Consider the following 19,752-nt stretch of genomic DNA (forward strand, 5'->3'; position numbering starts at 1 on the left):
GGTCGACCGAGGCGGAGCGGATATATTCGGTCTGCTTGTAGAGTTTCTCCCCGCCATAGGCCCGAATGACATCGCCCAGCAGGCGTCCCAGATAACGGATGTCGGGATTCTGCGTGATCGCAGGCGCGGATTGGGCGGGGTTTATGCTCTCCATGATGGATCGATGCTGCATCGCAACAATGCGATGGTCAAGATATTACGCAGCCAGCGCTGGCAAAGTCGCCAATACGGGTTGCGCGCAGGCCACAGGCTGGGCCAAAGGACGTTCGTGACCGCCAGCATCAGCATAGGAAATGACGGCACGGGCAATCCCGTGCTGGTCGATGTCGAGGAACTGCTTGCCACCCGTCTGCTCGTCCAGGGCAATTCCGGGTCGGGCAAGTCGCATCTTCTGCGCCGCCTGCTGGAGGAAAGCGCGCCGATGGTGCAGCAGGTGGTGATCGACCCGGAAGGCGATTTCGTCACCCTGGCCGACGAATATGGCCATGTCGTGATCGACGCCGGCGACTATAATGAGCGCGAGATCGTCAAGATGGCGGCCCGCATCCGCGAACATCGCGCATCGGTGGTGCTGAGCCTCGAGTCGCTGGAGCTGGAAGCGCAGATGCGCTGCGCCGCGACCTTCCTGTCGACCCTGTTCGATGCGCCGCGCGACCATTGGTATCCCGCTTTGGTGGTGGTGGACGAGGCGCAGATGTTCGCCCCGGTCGCCGCCGGCGATGTATCGGACGAGGCCCGACGCCTGTCGCTCGCCGCCATGACCAACCTGATGTGTCGTGGCCGAAAGCGTGGCCTGGCCGGCGTCATCGCCACCCAGCGCCTGGCCAAGCTGGCCAAGAATGTCGCGGCCGAAGCGTCCAACTTCCTGATGGGCCGCACCTTCCTGGATATCGACATGGCCCGTGCCGCCGACCTGCTGGGCATGGAACGGCGCCAGGCCGAGCAGATCCGCGATCTGGAGCGTGGCCGCTTCCTGGGGCTTGGCCCGGCGATTGCGCGCCGCCCGGTGGCGGTGAAGATCGGTGCGGTCAAGACCGGCACGCGCGGCGGCACCCACAAGCTGATGCCGCCGCCGATCACCACCGGCGAGGATTTTCAGGAATTGCTGTTCGCGCGGGTCGAGGAAGAATCGATGCCGCCGCCCCCGCCCCGCGCCGAACCGCCGGCACGCCCGGCCGAGGAGATCATGCGCCAGCTCGCCGATGTGCCATCGGCCAAGCCGGCCGCGCCGGAACTGGATTTCGGCGAGAATGAGCCGATCGTAATCGCGGTGCTGGACGAGATCGTCGCGGACCTGGGCGAAGCCGTCCCCAGCGTCGCCGCCCTGTTCCAGGATTTCGGCGTCCGCTGCCGGATGAAGGGGCTGCGCAAGCCGCCGCTCGACCTGCCCGCCTTCCGCAAGCGCTTCGCCATGGCGCTCGCCGGCATGAGCGATTCGGCCGACCCGCGCTGGGAAGAGCCGATCCGCGCCGCCGATCCGGTGCCGGAAGATATGCTGGCCCCCTTCCTGCTGATCGCCCGCGCGGCGATGGAGGGCGAGCCCTGCCCCGAGGACACCGTGCTGGCCCGCGCCTATGGCACCAGTTCGCCCGGCCGCGTGCGCCGGCTGATCGAATATATGGAGAAACTGGGCGTGATCGTCGCGCGCACCGATTTCGGTGGCCGCCGCTCGATCGGTATCCCCGCGCTCGGCCTCAGCACGGCCGCGGCCGAATGACGCAGGCGTCGGTCCTGTTCGTCTGCCTCGGCAATATCTGTCGCTCCCCGCTGGCCGAAGCCGCGCTGCGGGCGGAGGCCGAACAAGCCGGGCTGGACATAGTGGTGGATTCGGCCGGCACCGGCGACTGGCATGTCGGCGATGCGCCCGATCCACGCGCGCAGGCGGTGGCGCGGCGCCATGGCATCGACATCAGTGGCTATCGCGGGCGGCAGGCGAAGCCGGCGGATTTCCACCGCTTCACCCATATCTTTGCGCTCGACAGCGACAATCTCGCCAATCTGCGCCGCATCCGCCCCGCCGACGGCACCGCCAGCCTGTCACTGCTGATGGACCTGGTGCCGGGGCGGGAAGGCAGCGGGGTCACCGACCCCTATTATGGCAATGACGCCGGCTTCGACATCACCTGGGACGATGTCACCCGCGCCGCCAGGGCGATCGTGGCCAGACTCCAGGCCTGACCACCAACGCGATCAGGCCAGCGTCGTCGCGATCGGCAGACCCTGTTTCAAGGTCAATGTGACCGGGGTCCGCTCGGCGACATCAGCCAGCCGCGCCCGCTGCTCCGCGTCCAGCCCGACGATCGTCAGTGTGCGGTCGATCCGCTTTTCCTCCTTGCCCGACAGGCGCAGCGCCACGTCGAGCGATTCAAGCGGCCAGCCCTTCTTTTCCGCATACATGCGCAGCGTGATCGCGGTGCAGGCGCCCAAGGCCGCCAGCAGCAGATCATAGGGCGCCGGGCCAAGATTGGCGCCGCCCAGCGCCTCCGGCTCGTCGGCGGTGATGGCATGACCGCCGACGACGATCTCCGTGCGATACCGGTCCTTGCCGATATGGGCGCTACCCTGGGCCATGATGCTGCTCCTTATGCCGGGAGGGGGATGAATTCATGCTCGTCGGGCACCGGGGCGAAGCGCTGGGCCTGCCAGTCGGCCTTGGCCTGCTCGATCCGATCGGGCGAGGAAGAGACGAAGTTCCAGAAGATATGGCGCTTCTCGGGCAGCGGCTCGCCGCCCATCAGCATCAGCCGGGTCGCGCCCTTGGCGCGCAGGATGATCTCCGCGCCGGGCTTGAACACGATCAACTCGCCGGTCGTAAAGCCGCCGGTCTGGCCGATCACCTCGACTTCGCCCTGCACCACATAGATGGCGCGTTCGACATGCTCGGCCTTGAGCTGATAGCGGGCACCGTCCTGCAGCACGATATCGGCATAGACCATGTCGGAGAAGGTCTTCACCGGCGATACCAGACCGTCGGAGCTGCCGGCGATCAGGGTCAGGCGCGTGCCCGCATCCTCGATCGTCGGGATTTCGTCGGCCTTGTGATGGGCGAAGCCCGGATCGACTTCCTCCGCCTGCGTCGGCAGCGCGACCCAGGTCTGAAGGCCGAACAGCTTGCCGCCCTTGGCGCGATTTTCCTCGCTGGTGCGCTCGCTATGGACGATGCCGCTGCCCGCGGTCATCCAATTGACCTCGCCGGGGCAGATCGACTGGACCGATCCGACGCTGTCGCGGTGCAGAATCTCGCCCTCCAGCAGATAGGTGACGGTGGCGAGGCCAATATGCGGGTGCGGCCGCACGTCCAGCCCCTCGCCGCTGTTGAAGACTGCCTCGCCCATCTGGTCGAAGAAGATGAAGGGGCCGACCATGCGGCGATGCGCGGACGGCAGCGCGCGGCGGACCGAGAAGCCATCGCCCAGATCGCGGACCGGGGGCAGGATGACCAGATCGACGCCGTCGACTTCTGAAGTGCGGATGGACATGGGACTTATCCTCTTTTCGGAAAATGGGGTCAGGCGCCGAGCAGCGCCAGCGCCTCGATCTGGGCGCGGCTATAGCCCTGCGCGGCGAGTGTGGGGACATGGCGTTCGGCAATCGCGCGGGTGCGGCCGGATTCGCAGAGAAATTCGCGGACATCGTGCAGATGCGGGGCGAGCGTGACCGGCTGGGCCTTTTTCGGTCCCAGGATCGCGTCGAGCGCATGGCCGATCCGCGAGCGGACCGGGCCGGCCGCCGCCGGTTCGCCACAGCCGCAATCGGCAACGGCGCTCAAGGTGGCCTTCACGTCCTGCCATTCGGCGGAGCTGAGGCGCGGGGTGGCGATGTTCAGCATGAGAAGGCTCCCTGTTCGTCTGGACCGTTTCGTTGCTTTCCTTCTAGCGCGATGGCGCTTTCAGGATCAGCCGGATAAAATCGGTCACTCTGTTCTATAATCTGGAAAAGAAGGGGCGCATTGCCCGCGCCCCTTCCCTTTTATCGTCAGGCCGCGTCGACCAGCACGATCTCGCTATCCTCGATCGCCGTCACGCGGATGACATCCAGATCCTGGATCGCCACGCCGTCACGGGCATTGGCCCGCACATCGTCGATCTGGATCGCACCGGTGGCCGGCACCAGATAGGCCTTGCGATCCTTGCCGATCGGATATTCGGCGCTCTCGCCCGCCTTGAGCGTCGCGGCGACAACCCGCGCATCGGTGCGGATCGGCAGCGCGTCATTGTCATTCCCGTAACCCGACGCCAGCGTCACGAACTGACCGCTGCGCTCGCCCTTGGGGAAGGGACGCGAGCCCCAGCTCGGCGCTTCGCCGTCGCGGGTCGGGATGATCCAGATCTGGAAGATCTGTGTCGTCACATCTTCGCGATTATATTCCGAATGGGTGATGCCGGTGCCGGCCGACATGACCTGCACGTCGCCCGCCTCGGTCCGGCCCATGTTGCCCAGATTGTCCTGATGGGTGATCGCCCCTTCGCGGACATAGGTGATGATTTCCATGTCGCGGTGCGGGTGCGGCGGGAAACCGGTGCCCGGCGCGATCGTGTCGTCATTCCAGACGCGCAGATTGCCCCAATGGACGCGGGCGGGATCATGATAGCCGGCGAACGAGAAATGATGCTTGGCATCCAGCCAGCCATGATTGGCACCACCCAGGCTGTCGAAAGGACGAAGTTCGATCATCTTGTGTCTCCTGCGGGCGGCGCATCCATGATGGGGCCGCCCTGTCGAAGACCCAATTAGCGCTTGAACGCATTTCCGTTCAGATGGATAAAATCCATCGAAACGTTCCAGGAAATCGAACAGTGAACAATCCCGGCACCCCGACCTTCGACCAGCTGCGCATCTTCCTCACCATCGTCGACACTGGCAGTTTCGCCGCCGCCGGGCGCAAGCTCAATCGCGCCGTGTCGGTCATCAGCTATGGCATCGCCAATCTGGAGGCGCAGCTAGGCGTGCTGCTGTTCGAGCGTGAAGGCACGCGCAAGCCGCAGCTCACCGTCGCCGGCCGCGCGCTGCTGGCGGAGGCCCGCAGCATCGCCCATGGCATGGATGGCCTGCGCGCCAAGGTGAAGGGGCTGCTCGACGGGCTGGAGGCGGAGGTCAATCTGGCGGTCGACGTGATGTTGCCGGCCGAACGGCTGGGCAAGGTGCTGCGCGCCTTCGCGAAGGAATTTCCCACGGTGCAGTTGCGCCTCCATGCCGAGGCGCTGGGCGCGATCGTGGCGATGGTGCTGGACCGGGGCGCGGTGATCGGCATTTCCGGGCCGCTGTCGGCCGGGGTCGAGGGGATTGAGAGCATGGCCGCCGGCCTGGTGCCGATGGTGCCTGTCGCCGCCCCCGACCATCCGCTCGGCCGGATGGAGGCGATCGCACCGGGCGCCGGTCGCGACTATACCCAGCTGGTGCTGACCGACCGGTCGCGCTTTACCGAAGGCCGCGATTTCTCGGTCGCCAGCCCCAAGACCTGGCGCCTCGCCGATCTGGGCGCCAAGCATGCGCTGCTGCGCGAAGGCATTGGCTGGGGCAATATGCCGCTGCCGATGATCGAGGCGGATCTGGTCGCGGGCACATTGGTGCGGCTCGCCATGCCCGATCATCCCGGCGGCACCTATCGCTTCTCGGGCATCTGGCGCCGCGACACCCCGCCCGGCCCGGCCGCATCCTGGCTGATCGAGCAATTCGTCGCGCTGGGCGCGGACGATCGCGAGGCAGCCGGGATGAGCGACGTCTAGGCGTCCGCCAAAGACCGCGTCATCCCGACGATACGACGCTTCCCCTTGATGAATCATGTTTTTCTGGCACACCCCAAGGAGATTGCGGCGGGGTCCGACAAGATGGCGACCATGTATCGCCGACCGGGCTCACGTCGACAATGACAGGTGGGGGACAATGGAGTGAGTGCGGGTCGCGCATGAACAAGGTCAAGGAGGCGCCTGCCACGGTCGGCGCGCGCCAATATCGTGCTTTTCTGAGCTACAGCCATGCCGACGAGCGCGCGGCGGGAAAGCTGCATCATTGGCTGGAAACCTACCGGATGCCCAGGCGACTGGTCGGCATACAGACCGGCCGGGCGGCCGTCCCGCGCCGGCTGACCCCGATCTTTCGCGATCGCGCCGAATTGCCGGCCGCTTCCAGCCTCGACGAACAGGTGCGCCTGGCCCTGTCCCAGTCGGACGCCCTGCTGGTGCTATGCTCGCCAGCGGCGAAGGCCTCGCGCTGGGTCAATGCGGAAATCGCACTGTTCCGCGAACTTCATCCCGACCGGCCGATCATCGCCGCGCTGGTCGCGGGTGAACCGGCCGACAGCTTTCCCGCCGCGCTGATCGCGCGCGACGCCGCTGGCATAGAGCGTGAACCGATCGCCGCCGATTTCCGCGCCGACAGCGACGGCCCCAAACTGGCGCGGTTGAAGATTGTCGCCGGCCTGACCGGCGTACCGCTCGACCAGATCATCCAGCGCGACGCCCAGCGCCAGTTGCGCCGTGTGATAGCCGTCACATTTGTTGCGCTTTTTCTTGTCCTATTGATGGCGGCGATGCTGGTCTTTGTCGCGCGGGCAAGGAGCGAGGCAGAAAGCCAGCGCCAGCAGGCAGAGGGACTGATCGAATTCATGCTGACCGATCTGCGGGAAAAGCTGGAGGGCGTTGGCCGGCTCGACGTGCTGCAGACGGTGAACAAGCGTGCGCTCGCTTATTATGCCGACCAGCCCGACCTGGACACATTGCCGGGCGATTCGCTCGAACGGCGCGCCCGTATCCTGCAGGCGATGGGCGAGGATGATTTCAAGCGCGGCGACACGCCAGAGGCCATCGCCCAATTCCGCGAGGCTTATCGTGTCACGGCCACCCTGCTGGCCGCCGCACCGAACGATCCGCAACGCCTGTTTGCCCATGCCCAGAGCGAATTCTGGCTCGGCTATGTCGATTTTATCCGCGATCGGAACGACGCCGCCCTAACACGCTTCCAATCCTATCAGGCGCTGGCCGAAAGGCTGGTGCAGTTGCGTCCGGCGAACGACGCCTATTGGCGGGAACTGGGCTATGCGCAGGGCAATATATGCACCATCGCCCTCGCCAGGAAGAATCCCGACAGGACATTACAAAGCTGCAAGGGCGCGCTCGACACCATGATGCGGGTCCAGCGCCTGGCGCCCGGCGATCCGGCGATCGCTGCGGATCTCGCCAATCGCCATGCCTGGATGGCGGACGCGCTGCGCTTGCAGGGGGATGACCGGGCGGCACTGGCGCAGCGCGAAAAGCAGGATACGATCCTGCGGTCGCTGCTCCGGCGTGATCCGAAAAATGCCGGCTATCTGCAGGACTGGATGCTGGCGCGCTATTCCATGTCGAACCTGCTCTATGATCTGGGTGAAACCGATCGCGCCAAGGCACTGCGGGCCGAAGCCCGCGCCGACGTCGCCGACCTGGTGGCGCGCGATCCGGCCAACAAGGACTGGCAGGTCTGGCAGGGCAAGCTGGCCAAACCATTGACGAAGGGGAGCAAATGAGATGTCGACGCTGAATTATACCCAATATGGCCTGGCGCCATTGATCGAGGTCGAACTGGAAGATGGCGTCGCGCCGCTGCAGTTTAACGTCGCCCTGAAGGGCGAGGAGGGCTGGGTTTCGCTGCGCTATGAACAGCCCGGCGTGACCGACCACGACTATATCGCGATCACCAAAAATTCGATCGTGGAAATCAACCTGATCGGCGATCAGCTGTTCTTCTCGAAAAATTACGACGCCATCACGACCGAGGAGCCGCTGTCTTCCTTTTACGGCGGCTTGATCTATGATGATTATCGCGCCGATCAGGACCGCTACAAGACCGTCCGGTTCCAGGCACGCTACAATCAGGGCGGCAAATATGGCACGCGGCACGGCTTCAACATCAATATCGACCTGCTGCAAAATCCCAGTGCCACAGAACCCAAATGGATCCCGCTGTCGATCGACCCCGACATCAAGAATCCGCCGCCCAAGGAAGACTGAGCGCAGCGACGGGGTGGTGGCGACATGATCCTTCCGATCCTTGCGCAAATCCGCAGGGTTGCACGCAGCGGCGATACCGTTCGCGCCTGGACAATGTTCGGCGCGGCGGGCCTGCTGCCGTCACGCGATGCCGATGCACTGACCCTCAAGGGCCGACTGCTCAAGGATCGGGCGCTGCGCAGCGAGGGCGCCGAACGCGCCGCGCTGCTGGACGAGGCGCGGCAGGCCTATCTCCAGGCGGCCAGCGACTGCCGCGCCACCTATCCGCTCATCAATGCCGCCACCCTCGCCTTTCTGAACGATCGCCCCGACGACGCGGCCGACCTCGCCCGCCAGGTGCTGGCGCTGCTCGACAGCGGCGATCATGTGCTGGAAACGCGCTACTGGCTGGCGGCGACAGCGGCCGAAGCCCATCTGCTGCTGGGTGACGAGGCCGCAGCCCAGGCCGCCCTGGCACAGGCCATGACGGCCGCGCCGGACGCCTGGGAAGATCATGCCGCGACGCTGCGGCAATTCCACGAGATATTGACCAGGCAGGGGCGCTCGACCGCGATCCTCGATCCGCTGCGCCCGCCACCTAGCCTCTATTTCAGCGGCATCATCGGCCTGCCGGACAATGAGGAGGAAGCCCGCACCAAGATCGAGGCGGCGCTCGACCAGATTACGCCGGGTGCCGCCTTCGGGGCGCTCGCCGCGGGGGCCGATATCCTGATCGCCGAATGCGCCCTTTTCCGGGGCATCCAGTTGCACATCGTCCTGCCGACAAGTCTCGACGTCTTTCGGCAAAGTTCGGTCGGCCGGTTCGGTGACCATTGGCTCGCCCGCTTCGATCGCCTGATCGACATGGCCGACAGCCTGGACGCGCCCGACGCCATCACCAGCCTGTCCAACGCGGCGATCGACAAGGGGTGCGAGATCGCCATGGGACTGGCGCTGCGCCGTGCCGACGCCTTTGCGACACAGGCCATAGCACTGCATATCGGGCGCGCCTCGGATCAGCCTGCCCCTGCCTATCGGCTGTGGCAGTCACGCACATTGCCCGTGCGCAAGATCATCCTCGAACAATCAATGCCTCCCTCTGGCGATGCGCTGCCCAAGGCCGCCAACAAGGCTGTGCTGGCATCGACGACGCGCCTCGCGCCAGCCATGCGCGAAAGCGCCAATGGCCTGCATTTCCAGGCATTCGACGATATGGCCACCGCCATGCTCCAGGCCAGCCTGATCCTGAGGGACTGGCCGGACCATGGGCTGGCGCTGGAATATCAAACGGTCATGCCGAATGATCCGATCGATGGCGAGGAATGCCTGGCGCTGCTCCTGGCGCCAGCCGCACCGGCCGGCAGCATCTGCATGCCCTGGCCACAGGCCGCCGCCATGGCGCTGCAAGGCCCCGGCTATCGGTTCGAGATTGCCGGCGAAGTGATGACTCGCCAGGGCGATTGCCCGGTCGGCCATTATTATCCGCCGTCCAGTTGACGGCGCGCGCCTTCAGACGACCATGTCCGCCAGCATGCGCGGCGCATGGATCTGCATCTGACCATCTTCCCGACTGACGATGCCGCGCCGGATCAGCACGGCGATCGCGCGGGACGCGGTCTCGCGGGTCGTATTCGCGCTCAGCGCCAGGGTGGTGACCTGCGGCGCTGGCACGATATGGTCGCGACCATCGGCCAGCGCGAGCAATTCGCTATAGACCCGCCCGGCCGCGCTATAGGTGGATCGGGTCGCCATTCGATCCAGCGCCCGGTCGAGCTGGCGCGCCAGCAGCCAGGCCATGCCCGCGCCGATCTGCGCATCGCCCGCCACCAGCGCGGCCAGCGATTGTGCCTCCGCGCGCAACAGGCGGCTTTCGACCAGCACCTCTATCTCCGCCCGGTGCGTCGTGGGCGCTGGGTAGGCGCCGAAAAACTCCCCCGGCCCATGACGCGCCAATTGCTGGCGCTGGCCGTCGATGCCAAAGGTCTGCACCGCCACGCAGCCGTCGACGATCAGCCAGCAATGGTGCGACGCCTCCCCTTGCCGGGCCAATATCTGCTTGGCGCCGACCTGCTGCGGAACCAGCACGCGGCGCAGCAGCTCTGCCGCCTTCCGATCACATCGGAAAACCGCTGCCAGCACCTCGACCTGTTCCTCGACCTGCAATCCTCCACTCCTCGGTGACGATCGATCGTTCCGTTACCGGCATAGCCTATGCGCTCCGGATGAACAGGAGGGCAGGATGATTCTCGGAAAATATGTGATCTGCATCACGGCCATGCCGAGGAGATTTCCCTAGGGAATCAGCGCGACCCGAAGGAGGCCCCGGTGGGGCAACCTTTTCTTGGCCCGGAGCTTCATATGGCTTCGGGCCTTTTTTTTTCGCAATCTCCATGCGGTTCGGCCATCAACCACAAGAGGGCGCGCCGCGCGTGGAACCCAGATGCCGGTGCGTGAACCGATCGAGAATATTTGCTGCTGGATGGTCCCTGACAGGGACAGGTTCGCTCTCAGAGCGATGCACCACCTTGCTGTGAATGTGGTGACCCCTACGGGAATCGAACCCGTGTTTCAGCCGTGAAAGGGCCGCGTCCTAACCGCTAGACGAAGGGGCCGTTCGTTGTCGCCGCCGTGGCAGCGCTGCGAAGCGAGGGCGCAATTAGGCGGGACCGGCGAAAGGGTCAACCCCCTTTGCGCAAGAAAATTGCAATCTTTCTCAATCCGCCCAGGCGGCGTCCTCCAGATGCAGCTCTGCGGCGGGTCGGCTGCCCCAGTCATCGATCTTCGCACGGCCCGCCACCCACAGGCGACGGTCACGCGGCGCACCCAGAATCGCCTGACCCAGTTCCGATTCGGCCTGGCGGAAGGCGATCGTCTTGATCGACCGGCCATCATCGCCCGCCATGATCGCCCGCAAATGGCCATTGCCGACCACATCGGCGCGAATCACCCGCATCGGCCCGGCGGCGATCAACGGCGCGGGCCAGCCTGCGCCATAGGGGCCGCCCGCCTCGATCGCGGCGACGAAGTCGGGATTGACCCCGGCCGGCGCCAGCACCGCGTCGATCAGCAGCGCCCGCTCGTCCCGCGCACGGGCAACGGCGGCCGACAGGCGATCGTCCAGGAACTCAGCCAGCGCATCGACCTTGTCGGCCATCACGGTAAGCCCCGCCGCCATCGCATGGCCGCCGCCCGCGACCAGCAGGCCGCTATCCTTGGCCGCCAGCACCGCCGCGCCCAGATCGACGCCGGAAATGGAGCGGCCCGACCCTTTGCCCACGCCATCCTCGTCCAGCGCGACGACGATGGCGGGACGGCCGGCCCGTTCCTTGAGCCGCCCGGCAACGATGCCGATGACGCCGGGATGCCAGCCCGGCCCGGCGACCAGCGCCACGGCCCGATTGTCCTGCGCCGCCAGCAAGGCCTCCGCCTGTTCCTGTACGATCGATTCGATCGCGCGCCGTTCCTCGTTCAGCCGGTCCAGCTCGGCGGCGATTCGCGCGGCCTCGGCCGGATCTTCGGTGGTCAGCAGGCGCACCCCCAGATCCGCCTTGCCGACGCGCCCGCCGGCATTGATGCGCGGCCCGAGCGCGAAGCCCAGATCATGGCAGAGCGGCGCACGATTGAGGCGGCTGGCGTCCATCAGCGCGGCGAGACCGATATTGCGCCGCTTGGCCATGACCTTGAGCCCCTGCGCCACGAAGGCGCGGTTGAGCCCCTTGAGCTGCGCGACGTCGGCGACGGTGCCCAGCGCGACGATGTCGAGCAACTCCATGATCGCCGGTTCCGGCCGGGTCGCGAACCAGCCGCGCGCGCGCAGCGTCCGCAGCAAGGCCGAGCCCAGCAGGAAGGCCATGCCAACGGCGGCGAGATGGCCATGGACGGCCGCGGCATCATTTTCGTCCAGCCGGTTGGGATTGACCAGCGCCAGCGCCACCGGCAGCGCCGCTGCGCATTTATGATGGTCGACGACGACGACATCGACCCCGGCCGCCTTTGCCATGTCGAGCGCCTCGAACGCCTGCGCGCCGCAATCGACGGTGACGATCAGTTGCGCGCCATCCCCCGCAAGCCGCACCAGCGCCTCGCCCGAGGGACCATAGCCCTCCATCAGCCGGTCGGGGATATAGGGCCGGGCATCCAGGCCAATGTCGCGCAGCAACCGGATCAGCAGCGCCGCGCTGGTCGCGCCATCGACGTCATAATCACCGAAGATGCGCACATCCTCGCCGCGCTGGACTGCATCGGCCAGCCGTTCGGCCGCCGCATCCATGTCGCGAAACAGGCTGGGGTCGGGCATGAAATGGCGGATGGTCGGGTTGCGATGCGCCTCCACCCCGTCGGGCGGACAGCCGCGCGCCAGCAGCAGCTGCGCCACCAGATCGTCGGGCTGATAGCCGGGCGAACGCGCGTCCGCCCCCAGGCCGCGCCAGCGCCAGGGCTGGCCAGTGATCGAACGGGTGATGTTGAGCGCAAATGTCATGAAGCGGCTCTAGACCGGCGGGGGCACCGATGGAAGCGCCGCGCCGCCGGGCGAAATCGTCACGCAGGCGGAACCGTTGCAAGTCATTGGGCGTATTGCCTGTTTGCCGGACATATGGGATGCCCGGTGCGAAAGGGGCATCGCAGACAGATGAAGAAGCGGCAGGCGAGATATGTTCGGCATGCGCTGGGCATGATCATGGCAGCCGCCTCTCCCCTGCCCCTGATGGCGCAGACGGTTCCGGCCAGCGCCCCCAGCACCACAGCGCCCGCCGACGAAGAACCGATCCTGCCCGACGACGAGTTCAACGCGCGCCTGCCCGGCGCCGGCAACGTCGACGACAAGGCCAGCAATAGCGGGACCGACAGCAAGGCCCCCTTGCCCTCGATCGACGACTGGCTCGACCAGCAGATGCCGGCCCAGGGCAATGCTCAGGGCAGCGCGCCGACCAGCGGCACGACGCCCGCACCCGCGACCGGCGCCGAACCGCCCCCCGCCACCGAGCCGCCGGTCGAAACCGAACTGGCCCAGCCGCTGCCCGCGCTCGACAGCGTAACCGTGCCGGAAAATGTCGCCGATGATGACAGCGACGAAAAGACGCCCGAGGTCCGCTACGCGACCCAGCTTGACGGTTTCGGCAAGACCGGTCTGGAGGATGAGTTCCGCGCCGCATCCGCCCTGGTCGACGGCAAGGGCAAGGCCGAGACCGCATCGATGGTGCAGCAGCGCGCCCAGGCCGACGAGCAACTGGCGGTGCGGCTGTTCCATTCGGAGGGCTATTATGATGCCACCGCCCTCGCCTCGCTCGACCAGCAGCAGGATGGCACGCTGAAGGCGATCCTGTCGGTGACGCCGGGCAAGCGCTACAAGATGGGCGAAATCGTCATCCATGCGCCCGAGACGATCCCGCCCGGCCTGATCCGCGACAGCCTGACGTTGAAGACCGGCGACTATATCGTCGCCACTGCGGTCGAGGCGGCGGAGGCCAATGTCGCGCTCAAGCTGCCGGAACAGGGCTATGCCTTCGCCAGGATCGGCGACCGCGACATCTTGCTCGATCCCGCGACCGTGACCGGCGATTATACGCTGCCGGTCGAGCCGGGCCCGCGCGGCACATTCCGCACCATCACCACCAGCGGTGAGAAGCAGGCGTTCGGCGCAGACCATATGGCGGTGATCGCCCGATTCGACAAAGGCGACCTTTATGACAGCCGCAAGGTCGACGATCTGCGCAAGGCGCTGGTCGCGACCGGCCTGTTCGCCAGCGTCGCGGTCGATCCGGTCCAGACCGGCGAGCCCGGCCCGGATGGCACCGAATATGTCGACCTGCATGTCGATCAGGAAGCCGGCCCGGCCCGGCGGCTGGCCGGCGAACTGGGCTATGGCACCGGACAGGGCTTCCGCGCCGAAGGCAGCTGGACCCATCGCAACCTGTTCCCGCCCGAAGGCGCCCTGATCGCCAGCGTCATCGCCGGCACCCAGGAACAGGGCGTATCGGGCACCTTCCGCCGGTCCAATGCGGGCAAGCGCGACAAGACCTTCCAGGCGGGCGCCGGCGTCAATCATCAGAAATATGACGCCTATGAAGCCTTTACCCTTGGCCTCAACGCCAGCTGGTCGCGCCAATCGACACCGATCTTCCAGAAGCGCTGGACCTATACCTATGGCGGCGAAATCCTGCTTTCGAACGAAAATACCACGATCGACGAAAGCGGCGAAAACAAGCGGCTGACCTATTTTATCGGCGCGCTGCCGGTGCAGGTCGGCTATGACCGCTCCAACGACCTGCTCAACCCCACCAGCGGCTTCCGCGCCAATCTGCGCGTATCGCCCGAAGCGTCGTTGCAAGGCAATGTCTCGCCCTATGTCCGCGCCAGCTTCGACCTGGCCGGCTATTATCCGATTTCCGACAGTTTCGTGCTGGCGGCGCGGACCAAGATCGGCACGATCAACGGCGTCGCCCGCGACGATGTCGCCCCTTCGCGGCGCATCTATGCCGGCGGCGGCGGATCGGTGCGCGGCTATGGCTATCAGGAACTGGGGCCAAAGGACGCGAACAATGATCCGATCGGCGGCCGATCGGTCAATGAATTTGCGGTCGAGGGCCGCTATCGCTTCGGCAATTATGGCGTCGTCGCCTTCGTCGATGCGGGCCAAGTCTATGAAAGCCAGATCCCGCAATTTTCCGACATCCGCTATGGCGTGGGCCTGGGCGGACGTTTCTACACCAATTTCGGACCCTTCCGCGCAGATATAGCCATGCCGATCAACCGCCAGCCCGGCGAATCCAAATTCGCCCTCTACATCGGTATCGGACAGGCCTTCTGATGGCGGAAGATACCCCTCCCCCCGCGCCCGAAGCGACCGAGACCGTGGTGATCCGCCAGGGCCGCCCGCTGTGGCAGAAGATCGCCATCGGCCTGGCCGGCCTGATCGTCGGGCTGGTGGTGCTGGTCGCGGGCCTGCTGCTGTTCCTCGATACCCAGCCGGGCAAGCGTTTCCTCATCAAGCAGATCGCCGCGCTCAAGATGGAATCGGGCATGGGGATCGAAGTCGGCCGGATCGAGGGATCGATCTATAGCGACATGACCATCCACGACCTGATCCTGCGCGATCCCAAGGGCGTGTTCGCGGTCAGCCCCAGGGTGCATGTCGTCTGGCGCCCGTTCCGCTATCTGCAAAATCACATCTCGGTCCAGAATCTGGAAAGCCCGCTGGTGGTGCTGGCGCGCAGCCCACAATTCAACCAGACCCCGACCGATCCCAATGCGCCGATCCTGCCCGACCTCGACATCGACGTCGACCGGATGCGGCTCGACCGTTTCCTGCTCGCCAAGCCGGTGATCGGTCAGAAGCGCGAAATCGCGATCGACAGCGTCGTCCATATCGCCGACGGCCGTGCCCAGCTGTCCGCCAATGCGGTGGTCGACAGCGGCGATCGGCTGCAGGCGAAGCTGGACGCGGTGCCGGCACAGAATCGCCTGGCGATGAGCGGCACGCTGACCGCGCCCAAGGGCGGCGTGATCGCGGCGATGAGCGGCTTGCCCGACGGCATGACCGCCTCGCTCGACGGTAAGGGCACGTGGCAGGCCTGGAACGGCAAGCTGATCGCCACCACGCCCAGGGGCGAACTGGCCAATATCGCGCTCGCCGCCCGCGACGGCAGCTTCACCGCCAAGGGGCCGCTGCGCCCCGGCCTCGTCTATGGCGACATTGCCGACCGGCTGACCCGGCCGCAGCTCGACGTCGACCTGTTCGCCGGCCTCAACGAACGGCGCGTCAACCTCAAGGGGTCGCTGCGCTCGCCCGCCATGTCGGCCGATGCGCAGGGTCTGGTGGACCTGGGCAAGAGCACATTCAGCGCGCTCAAGATCAATGCCGCGCTGCTGCAGCCGGGCGCCTTCATGGACAAGGTGAAGGGCAAGGACGTTCGTGCCTCGATCATCCTCGACGGGCCGATGGCGACGCCCTTCATCGATTATGACATCAGCGCCACTTCCCTCGCCTTCGACGCCACCGGCATCGAGAATCTGAAGGCCAGCGGCCGCGCCGTGATCGATGCCGACCGCATCCGCATCCCGGTCAATGCGACGGCCAAGCGCGTCACCGGCCTCAATGCCGCCGCCGGCGGCCTCATGACCAATTTGCGGGTGAAGGGCGACTTTGCCTATGCCGGCGGCAAGCTGATCAGCGACAATCTCAAGCTCGACAGCGACAAGATCGACGCCACCGCCATCATCCTCGCCGATCTCGACAACGCCATCTATCGCGGTGCGCTGAAAGGTCGCGTCAACGACTATCGGATCGACGGCGTCGGCATCGTCAACCTCAACACCGACGTCAAGCTGATCCCTGGTCCCAAGGGCGGCTTCGGCCTGTCGGGCATGTTCGGCGTGCGCACCGCGCGCTGGGAAAATGCCTCGGTCCGCGACTTCCTGGGCGGCAATGCGGTGATGTCCGGCCGGATCGGCATGACGCCGGAGGGCAGGTTCACCCTGGCGGGGCTCAAGGGTGCCGCGCCCAATTTCCAGATCAAGTCCGGGTCGGGCAGCTATGACACCAACGGCCAGCTCGCTTTCGACACCGAAGCCTATTCGAAACAATATGGCCCGCTGTTCCTGACCGTGCGCGGCACAGCGGACCGGCCGCAGGCGGTGCTGCGCGCGCCGCGCCCCAATGTCGGGGTGCAGCTGACCGATGTCGTTGCCAAGCTGAATGGCGAACCGGCCGGCTATCGCCTCGATGCCACCGGCGGATCGCCCTATGGCCCCTTCTTTGCCAATGTGCTGATCCGCACCGCGCAGGGCCCCCTGACGATCGACGTGACCAAGGCGCGCTTTGCCGGCGTCGACATGAATGGCCGCATCCAGCAGTCCAATGCCGGCCCCTTCACCGGCCAGCTGGCGATGAACGGGTCGGGCATCACCGGTGCGGTGAAACTCAATGCCGTCGGCAAGCTACAGGGCGTCGACGTCAACGCGACCGCCAGCAATGCCAAGCTGCCGGGCGAGGCCGACATCGTCATCGGCCGCGCCGTCGTCACCGCCTCCATGCTGCTGAGCGACCAGCCCAAGGTGATCGCCGACGTGCAGATGGCGAACGCCGCCTATGGCGACTATGTCGTGCGCAAGGCACGGGCGAAGCTCGATTATCAGGGCGGGCGGGGCAAGGCCCAGCTGGTCGCCGACGGCTCCAGCGGCGTGCCCTTCTCGGTCGCGGTCAACGCCGCACTGCGCCCCGACCTCTATGCCGTCGCGCTGCAGGGCAAGGCCAGCAATGTCGATTTCCGCCTGAACCAGCCGGCGATCATCCGCGCGGAAAAGACCGGCTATCGGCTCGAACCGGTCAGCCTGGTGCTGCCGCAGGGCAAGGTCGATCTGGCTGGCCATTTCGGCACGGACACGGCGCTGCAGGCCCGCTTCAAGGATTTCGACCTCGCCATCGCCAATGTCGCCAATCCGGGCCTGGGCATCGGCGGCAAGGCGACCGGCATGGTCGATTACAGCCAGAGCGGAACCGCCTTCCCGACCGCGACCACGCGCCTGGCGATCAGCGATTTCCGCCGGTCGAGCCTGGCCGCCGTGTCCGACGCGGTGTCGATGAATGTCGAGGGCAAGCTGTCTTCCGCCGGCGGCGACATGCGCGGCCTCATCCGCAGGGGCAACAGCACGATCGGCCGCTTCGTCGCCACCATGGCCCCGCCGGGACCGGGCGCCAACTGGTCGGAACAGCTGATGGCTGCGCCGCTGGGCGGCGGCATTCGCTATGCCGGCCCGGCCGACGTGCTCTTCTCCTTCGCCGGCCTTGCCGATCAGCGGCTGAGCGGCGGCATCGCGGTCGCGGCCGATTTCGGCGGCCGGCTGACCGCGCCGCAGCTCAACGGCCTGGTCCGCGCCAATGCGCTGACCTACGACAATACGAGCTTCGGCACCCGCGTCACCCAGATGAAGCTCGACGGCCGCTTCACCAACGACCGGCTCGACATTCGCGACTTTTCCGGCCGCGCCGGCAACGGCACGGTCCAGGCCAGCGGCACGGTGGGCCTGGCCGCCGACAGCGGTTTCCCGATGAACATCGCGGTCAAGATGGACCATGCCCGCCTCGCCCGCAGCGAAGCGATCACCAGCGTGGTCAGCGGCACCCTCGCTATCACCAACAGCACGGAAAATGGCGGCCTGATCAAGGGCGACCTGTCGCTGCCCGAGACCCGCTATCGCGTCGCCTGGCAGGGCGGCACCGAGATTCGCGAATTGCAGGGCGTCCGCCGCAAGGGCGAGGGCCAGGATGTGCTGGCGCAGCGCATCGCTGACCGCAAGGCCGCCGCGGCATCGCCGACCAACTGGAAACTCGACATCCGCCTGCGCGCCGACAACCAGATCTATGTGACCGGCATGGGCCTCGATTCCGAATGGAAGACCGACATGCGCGTCACCGGCACCGCGACCAAGCCGCGCGTCAGCGGCAAGATCGAGGTGATCCGCGGCCGCTACAGCTTCTCGGGCCACCAGTTCGACCTGGATCAGGGCGTCATCACCTTCAACGGCGACATGATGAACCCGACGCTGGCGATCAAGGCGCTGACCGAGATTGACGATGTCAGCGCCGGCATCGCGGTCGCCGGCACCGCGCAGCAGCCGGACATCACATTCGTGTCGACGCCGACATTGCCGCAGGACGAGATTCTCTCGCGCATCCTGTTCGGTGACAATGTCGCCAATCTGTCCGCCACCCAGGCGATCCAGTTGGCGGCCGCGCTCAACGGCCTGCGCGGCGGCAGCGGCGGACTCAATCCGATGGGCAAGCTGCAGGGCGCATCGGGCCTCGACCGGATCGGCATCGTCGGCGGCGACGAGGATACCGGGCGCGGCACGTCGCTCGCCGTCGGCCAGCATATCTCCAACAATATCTATGTGGAGGTGGTGACAGACTCGAAGGGCTTCACCGCCACCCAGCTGGAAGTCGCCCTGTCGAAGACGCTGAGCATCCTGTCGAAGACCGGCACCAATGCGGGATCTTCCGCCGCACTTCGTTATTCCAGGGACTATTGATCCGGCGCCAGGGTGGCGCCGCCATAACAGGAGAATATGTGCCCTTCGCCCCGTCGCTCTGCCGCCCGATCATCTGTGCCGTCGCCCTCTCCGCAGCGCCGGCCGCGCTGGCGGAAACCCCGCGCGAGCTGCTGACCGCGGCGGCCTTCCAGACCAGCGACAAGGCACGCGCGCTGAGCCTCATCGGCCAGGCCATCAGCGCCGCCGACCGCATATTGATGACCGCCCCCAACGATCATGAGGCGGTGCTGCAACGCGCGGTCGCGATCGGCTATCGCGCCAAGCTGACCCGCAGCCGAGCCGATGCACGCAGCTCGCTTTCCGCGTTCGAGGCCTTGGCCGCCCGCAACCCGCGCGATGCCGAGGCGCAGATGGTGATCGCCGGCTGGCATCTCGACGCGATCGACCAGCTTGGCAGCTTCATCGCCCGCACCGTGCTGGGCGCGAAGGAACAGGTGGGGGAGGCTGCCCTGGGCAAGGCGGTCGCCTTGGGCGGCAACCGCGCCTTCTATTCGGGCCTGGCCGCATTGATGCGCATCCGCGCCGATCATAATGATGTCGCCGGCGCGCTGGCGCTGGCCGAACGCGCGGCCAATGCGCCTGCCCCCGCCCCGCTCGACCAGTTGATGAAGCGCAATGCCGCCGCCATCCTGCCCGCCCTGCGCGCCGGCAACGGCAAGGCGGCCGCCGCCCAGGCGCGCAAGCTGCTGCCGTTCGGCAAGCTGCCGGAATAGCGCGACAGCGGCCTGCAGCATCGGCA

15 protein-coding genes and 1 tRNA gene are annotated in these 19,752 nt (G+C 66.3%); 9 read left to right on the forward strand and 7 right to left on the reverse strand.

The annotated features are described in order from the left end of the window. Window positions 1–268: 268 nt before the first annotated feature. On the forward strand, window positions 269–1,717 hold the full coding sequence (locus tag BRX37_RS23440) for a helicase HerA domain-containing protein (protein ID WP_004208642.1): 1,449 nt from the start codon (window positions 269–271) through the stop codon (window positions 1,715–1,717). Further along, window positions 1,714–2,178 (forward strand): low molecular weight protein-tyrosine-phosphatase, encoded by a 465-nt coding sequence (locus BRX37_RS23445; RefSeq protein ID WP_125989722.1) that lies wholly within the window; start codon window positions 1,714–1,716, stop codon window positions 2,176–2,178. The genes BRX37_RS23440 and BRX37_RS23445 overlap by 4 nt, the downstream gene beginning before the upstream one ends. Before the next feature lie 12 nt (window positions 2,179–2,190). Here the strand turns inward: BRX37_RS23445 and BRX37_RS23450 are convergent, their stop codons facing one another. From BRX37_RS23450 to BRX37_RS23465, 4 genes are all read right to left on the reverse strand, one after another. Further along, entirely contained in the window at window positions 2,191–2,571 is a 381-nt protein-coding gene (locus BRX37_RS23450) for an OsmC family protein (protein ID WP_125989724.1), read from the reverse strand. Between the two features lie 11 nt (window positions 2,572–2,582). After that, window positions 2,583–3,479, reverse strand: coding sequence for a pirin family protein (locus BRX37_RS23455; RefSeq protein WP_125989726.1), 897 nt, complete (start codon window positions 3,477–3,479; stop codon window positions 2,583–2,585). A 29-nt stretch (window positions 3,480–3,508) separates the two neighbouring features. After that, complete coding sequence (locus BRX37_RS23460) at window positions 3,509–3,829, reverse strand: hypothetical protein (protein ID WP_010339590.1); 321 nt, start codon at window positions 3,827–3,829, stop codon at window positions 3,509–3,511. Between the two features lie 146 nt (window positions 3,830–3,975). Further along, entirely contained in the window at window positions 3,976–4,674 is a 699-nt protein-coding gene (locus BRX37_RS23465) for a pirin family protein (RefSeq protein ID WP_125989728.1), read from the reverse strand. Window positions 4,675–4,796: 122 nt separating this feature from the next. On the opposite strand from BRX37_RS23465, the gene BRX37_RS23470 reads away from it, so the two are divergent. The 4 genes from BRX37_RS23470 to BRX37_RS23485 all read left to right on the forward strand — a co-directional run bounded on the left by BRX37_RS23470 (window position 4,797) and on the right by BRX37_RS23485 (window position 9,461). Then, window positions 4,797–5,726: a LysR family transcriptional regulator gene (locus BRX37_RS23470; RefSeq protein WP_125989730.1), complete on the forward strand. Its 930-nt coding sequence runs from the start codon at window positions 4,797–4,799 to the stop codon at window positions 5,724–5,726. 179 nt (window positions 5,727–5,905) lie between these two features. Continuing rightward, a complete protein-coding gene (locus BRX37_RS23475) occupies window positions 5,906–7,501 on the forward strand; it encodes a toll/interleukin-1 receptor domain-containing protein (RefSeq protein WP_125989732.1) in 1,596 nt (531 codons plus the stop codon). A 1-nt stretch (window position 7,502) separates the two neighbouring features. Then, entirely contained in the window at window positions 7,503–7,985 is a 483-nt protein-coding gene (locus BRX37_RS23480) for a nucleotide synthetase (RefSeq protein WP_125989734.1), read from the forward strand. Window positions 7,986–8,009: 24 nt separating this feature from the next. After that, window positions 8,010–9,461 carry a tetratricopeptide repeat-containing protein gene (locus BRX37_RS23485; RefSeq protein ID WP_125989736.1) on the forward strand — a complete coding sequence of 484 codons (1,452 nt, stop codon included), beginning with the start codon at window positions 8,010–8,012 and terminating at the stop codon, window positions 9,459–9,461. Between the two features lie 12 nt (window positions 9,462–9,473). Here BRX37_RS23485 and BRX37_RS23490 read toward each other — a convergent pair whose 3' ends face one another. The 3 genes from BRX37_RS23490 to recJ all read right to left on the reverse strand — a co-directional run bounded on the left by BRX37_RS23490 (window position 9,474) and on the right by recJ (window position 12,444). After that, a complete protein-coding gene (locus BRX37_RS23490; protein WP_004208652.1) occupies window positions 9,474–10,127 on the reverse strand; it encodes a Crp/Fnr family transcriptional regulator in 654 nt (217 codons plus the stop codon). Between the two features lie 374 nt (window positions 10,128–10,501). Further along, window positions 10,502–10,576, reverse strand: a tRNA-Glu gene (locus BRX37_RS23495). Window positions 10,577–10,677: 101 nt separating this feature from the next. Continuing rightward, window positions 10,678–12,444 (reverse strand): single-stranded-DNA-specific exonuclease RecJ, encoded by a 1,767-nt coding sequence (gene recJ, locus BRX37_RS23500; protein WP_125989738.1) that lies wholly within the window; start codon window positions 12,442–12,444, stop codon window positions 10,678–10,680. Between the two features lie 150 nt (window positions 12,445–12,594). Here recJ and BRX37_RS23505 point away from each other — a divergent pair, with 150 nt between their 5' ends. From BRX37_RS23505 to BRX37_RS23515, 3 genes are read left to right on the forward strand one after another with little or no spacing between them, the layout of a single operon-like run. Further along, window positions 12,595–14,772, forward strand: a complete 2,178-nt coding sequence (locus tag BRX37_RS23505) for an autotransporter assembly complex protein TamA (RefSeq protein WP_125989740.1) — start codon at window positions 12,595–12,597, stop codon at window positions 14,770–14,772. Further along, on the forward strand, window positions 14,772–18,992 hold the full coding sequence (locus tag BRX37_RS23510; protein ID WP_125989742.1) for a translocation/assembly module TamB domain-containing protein: 4,221 nt from the start codon (window positions 14,772–14,774) through the stop codon (window positions 18,990–18,992). The genes BRX37_RS23505 and BRX37_RS23510 overlap by 1 nt, the downstream gene beginning before the upstream one ends. A gap of 38 nt (window positions 18,993–19,030) precedes the next feature. Beyond that, window positions 19,031–19,726, forward strand: a complete 696-nt coding sequence (locus tag BRX37_RS23515) for a hypothetical protein (RefSeq protein WP_010335717.1) — start codon at window positions 19,031–19,033, stop codon at window positions 19,724–19,726. The last annotated feature ends 26 nt before the right edge of the window (window positions 19,727–19,752 follow it).

The sequence above is a fragment of the Sphingomonas sp. S-NIH.Pt3_0716 genome (assembly GCF_003950715.1).
GTDB lineage: Bacteria > Pseudomonadota > Alphaproteobacteria > Sphingomonadales > Sphingomonadaceae > Sphingobium > Sphingobium yanoikuyae_A.

Excerpts from the sequence above, each read along its gene's own strand:
- BRX37_RS23445 (WP_125989722.1), top strand. The coding sequence starts at position 1,714 with ATGACGCAGGCGTCGGTCCTGTTCGTCTGCCTCGGCAATATCTGTCGC.
- BRX37_RS23450 (WP_125989724.1), bottom strand. The coding sequence starts at position 2,571 with ATGGCCCAGGGTAGCGCCCATATCGGCAAGGACCGGTATCGCACGGAG.
- BRX37_RS23455 (WP_125989726.1), bottom strand. The coding sequence starts at position 3,479 with ATGTCCATCCGCACTTCAGAAGTCGACGGCGTCGATCTGGTCATCCTG.
- BRX37_RS23460 (WP_010339590.1), bottom strand. The coding sequence starts at position 3,829 with ATGCTGAACATCGCCACCCCGCGCCTCAGCTCCGCCGAATGGCAGGAC.
- BRX37_RS23465 (WP_125989728.1), bottom strand. The coding sequence starts at position 4,674 with ATGATCGAACTTCGTCCTTTCGACAGCCTGGGTGGTGCCAATCATGGC.
- BRX37_RS23475 (WP_125989732.1), top strand. The coding sequence starts at position 5,906 with ATGAACAAGGTCAAGGAGGCGCCTGCCACGGTCGGCGCGCGCCAATAT.
- BRX37_RS23480 (WP_125989734.1), top strand. The coding sequence starts at position 7,503 with ATGTCGACGCTGAATTATACCCAATATGGCCTGGCGCCATTGATCGAG.
- BRX37_RS23485 (WP_125989736.1), top strand. The coding sequence starts at position 8,010 with ATGATCCTTCCGATCCTTGCGCAAATCCGCAGGGTTGCACGCAGCGGC.
- recJ (WP_125989738.1), bottom strand. The coding sequence starts at position 12,444 with ATGACATTTGCGCTCAACATCACCCGTTCGATCACTGGCCAGCCCTGG.
- BRX37_RS23505 (WP_125989740.1), top strand. The coding sequence starts at position 12,595 with ATGAAGAAGCGGCAGGCGAGATATGTTCGGCATGCGCTGGGCATGATC.
- BRX37_RS23510 (WP_125989742.1), top strand. The coding sequence starts at position 14,772 with ATGGCGGAAGATACCCCTCCCCCCGCGCCCGAAGCGACCGAGACCGTG.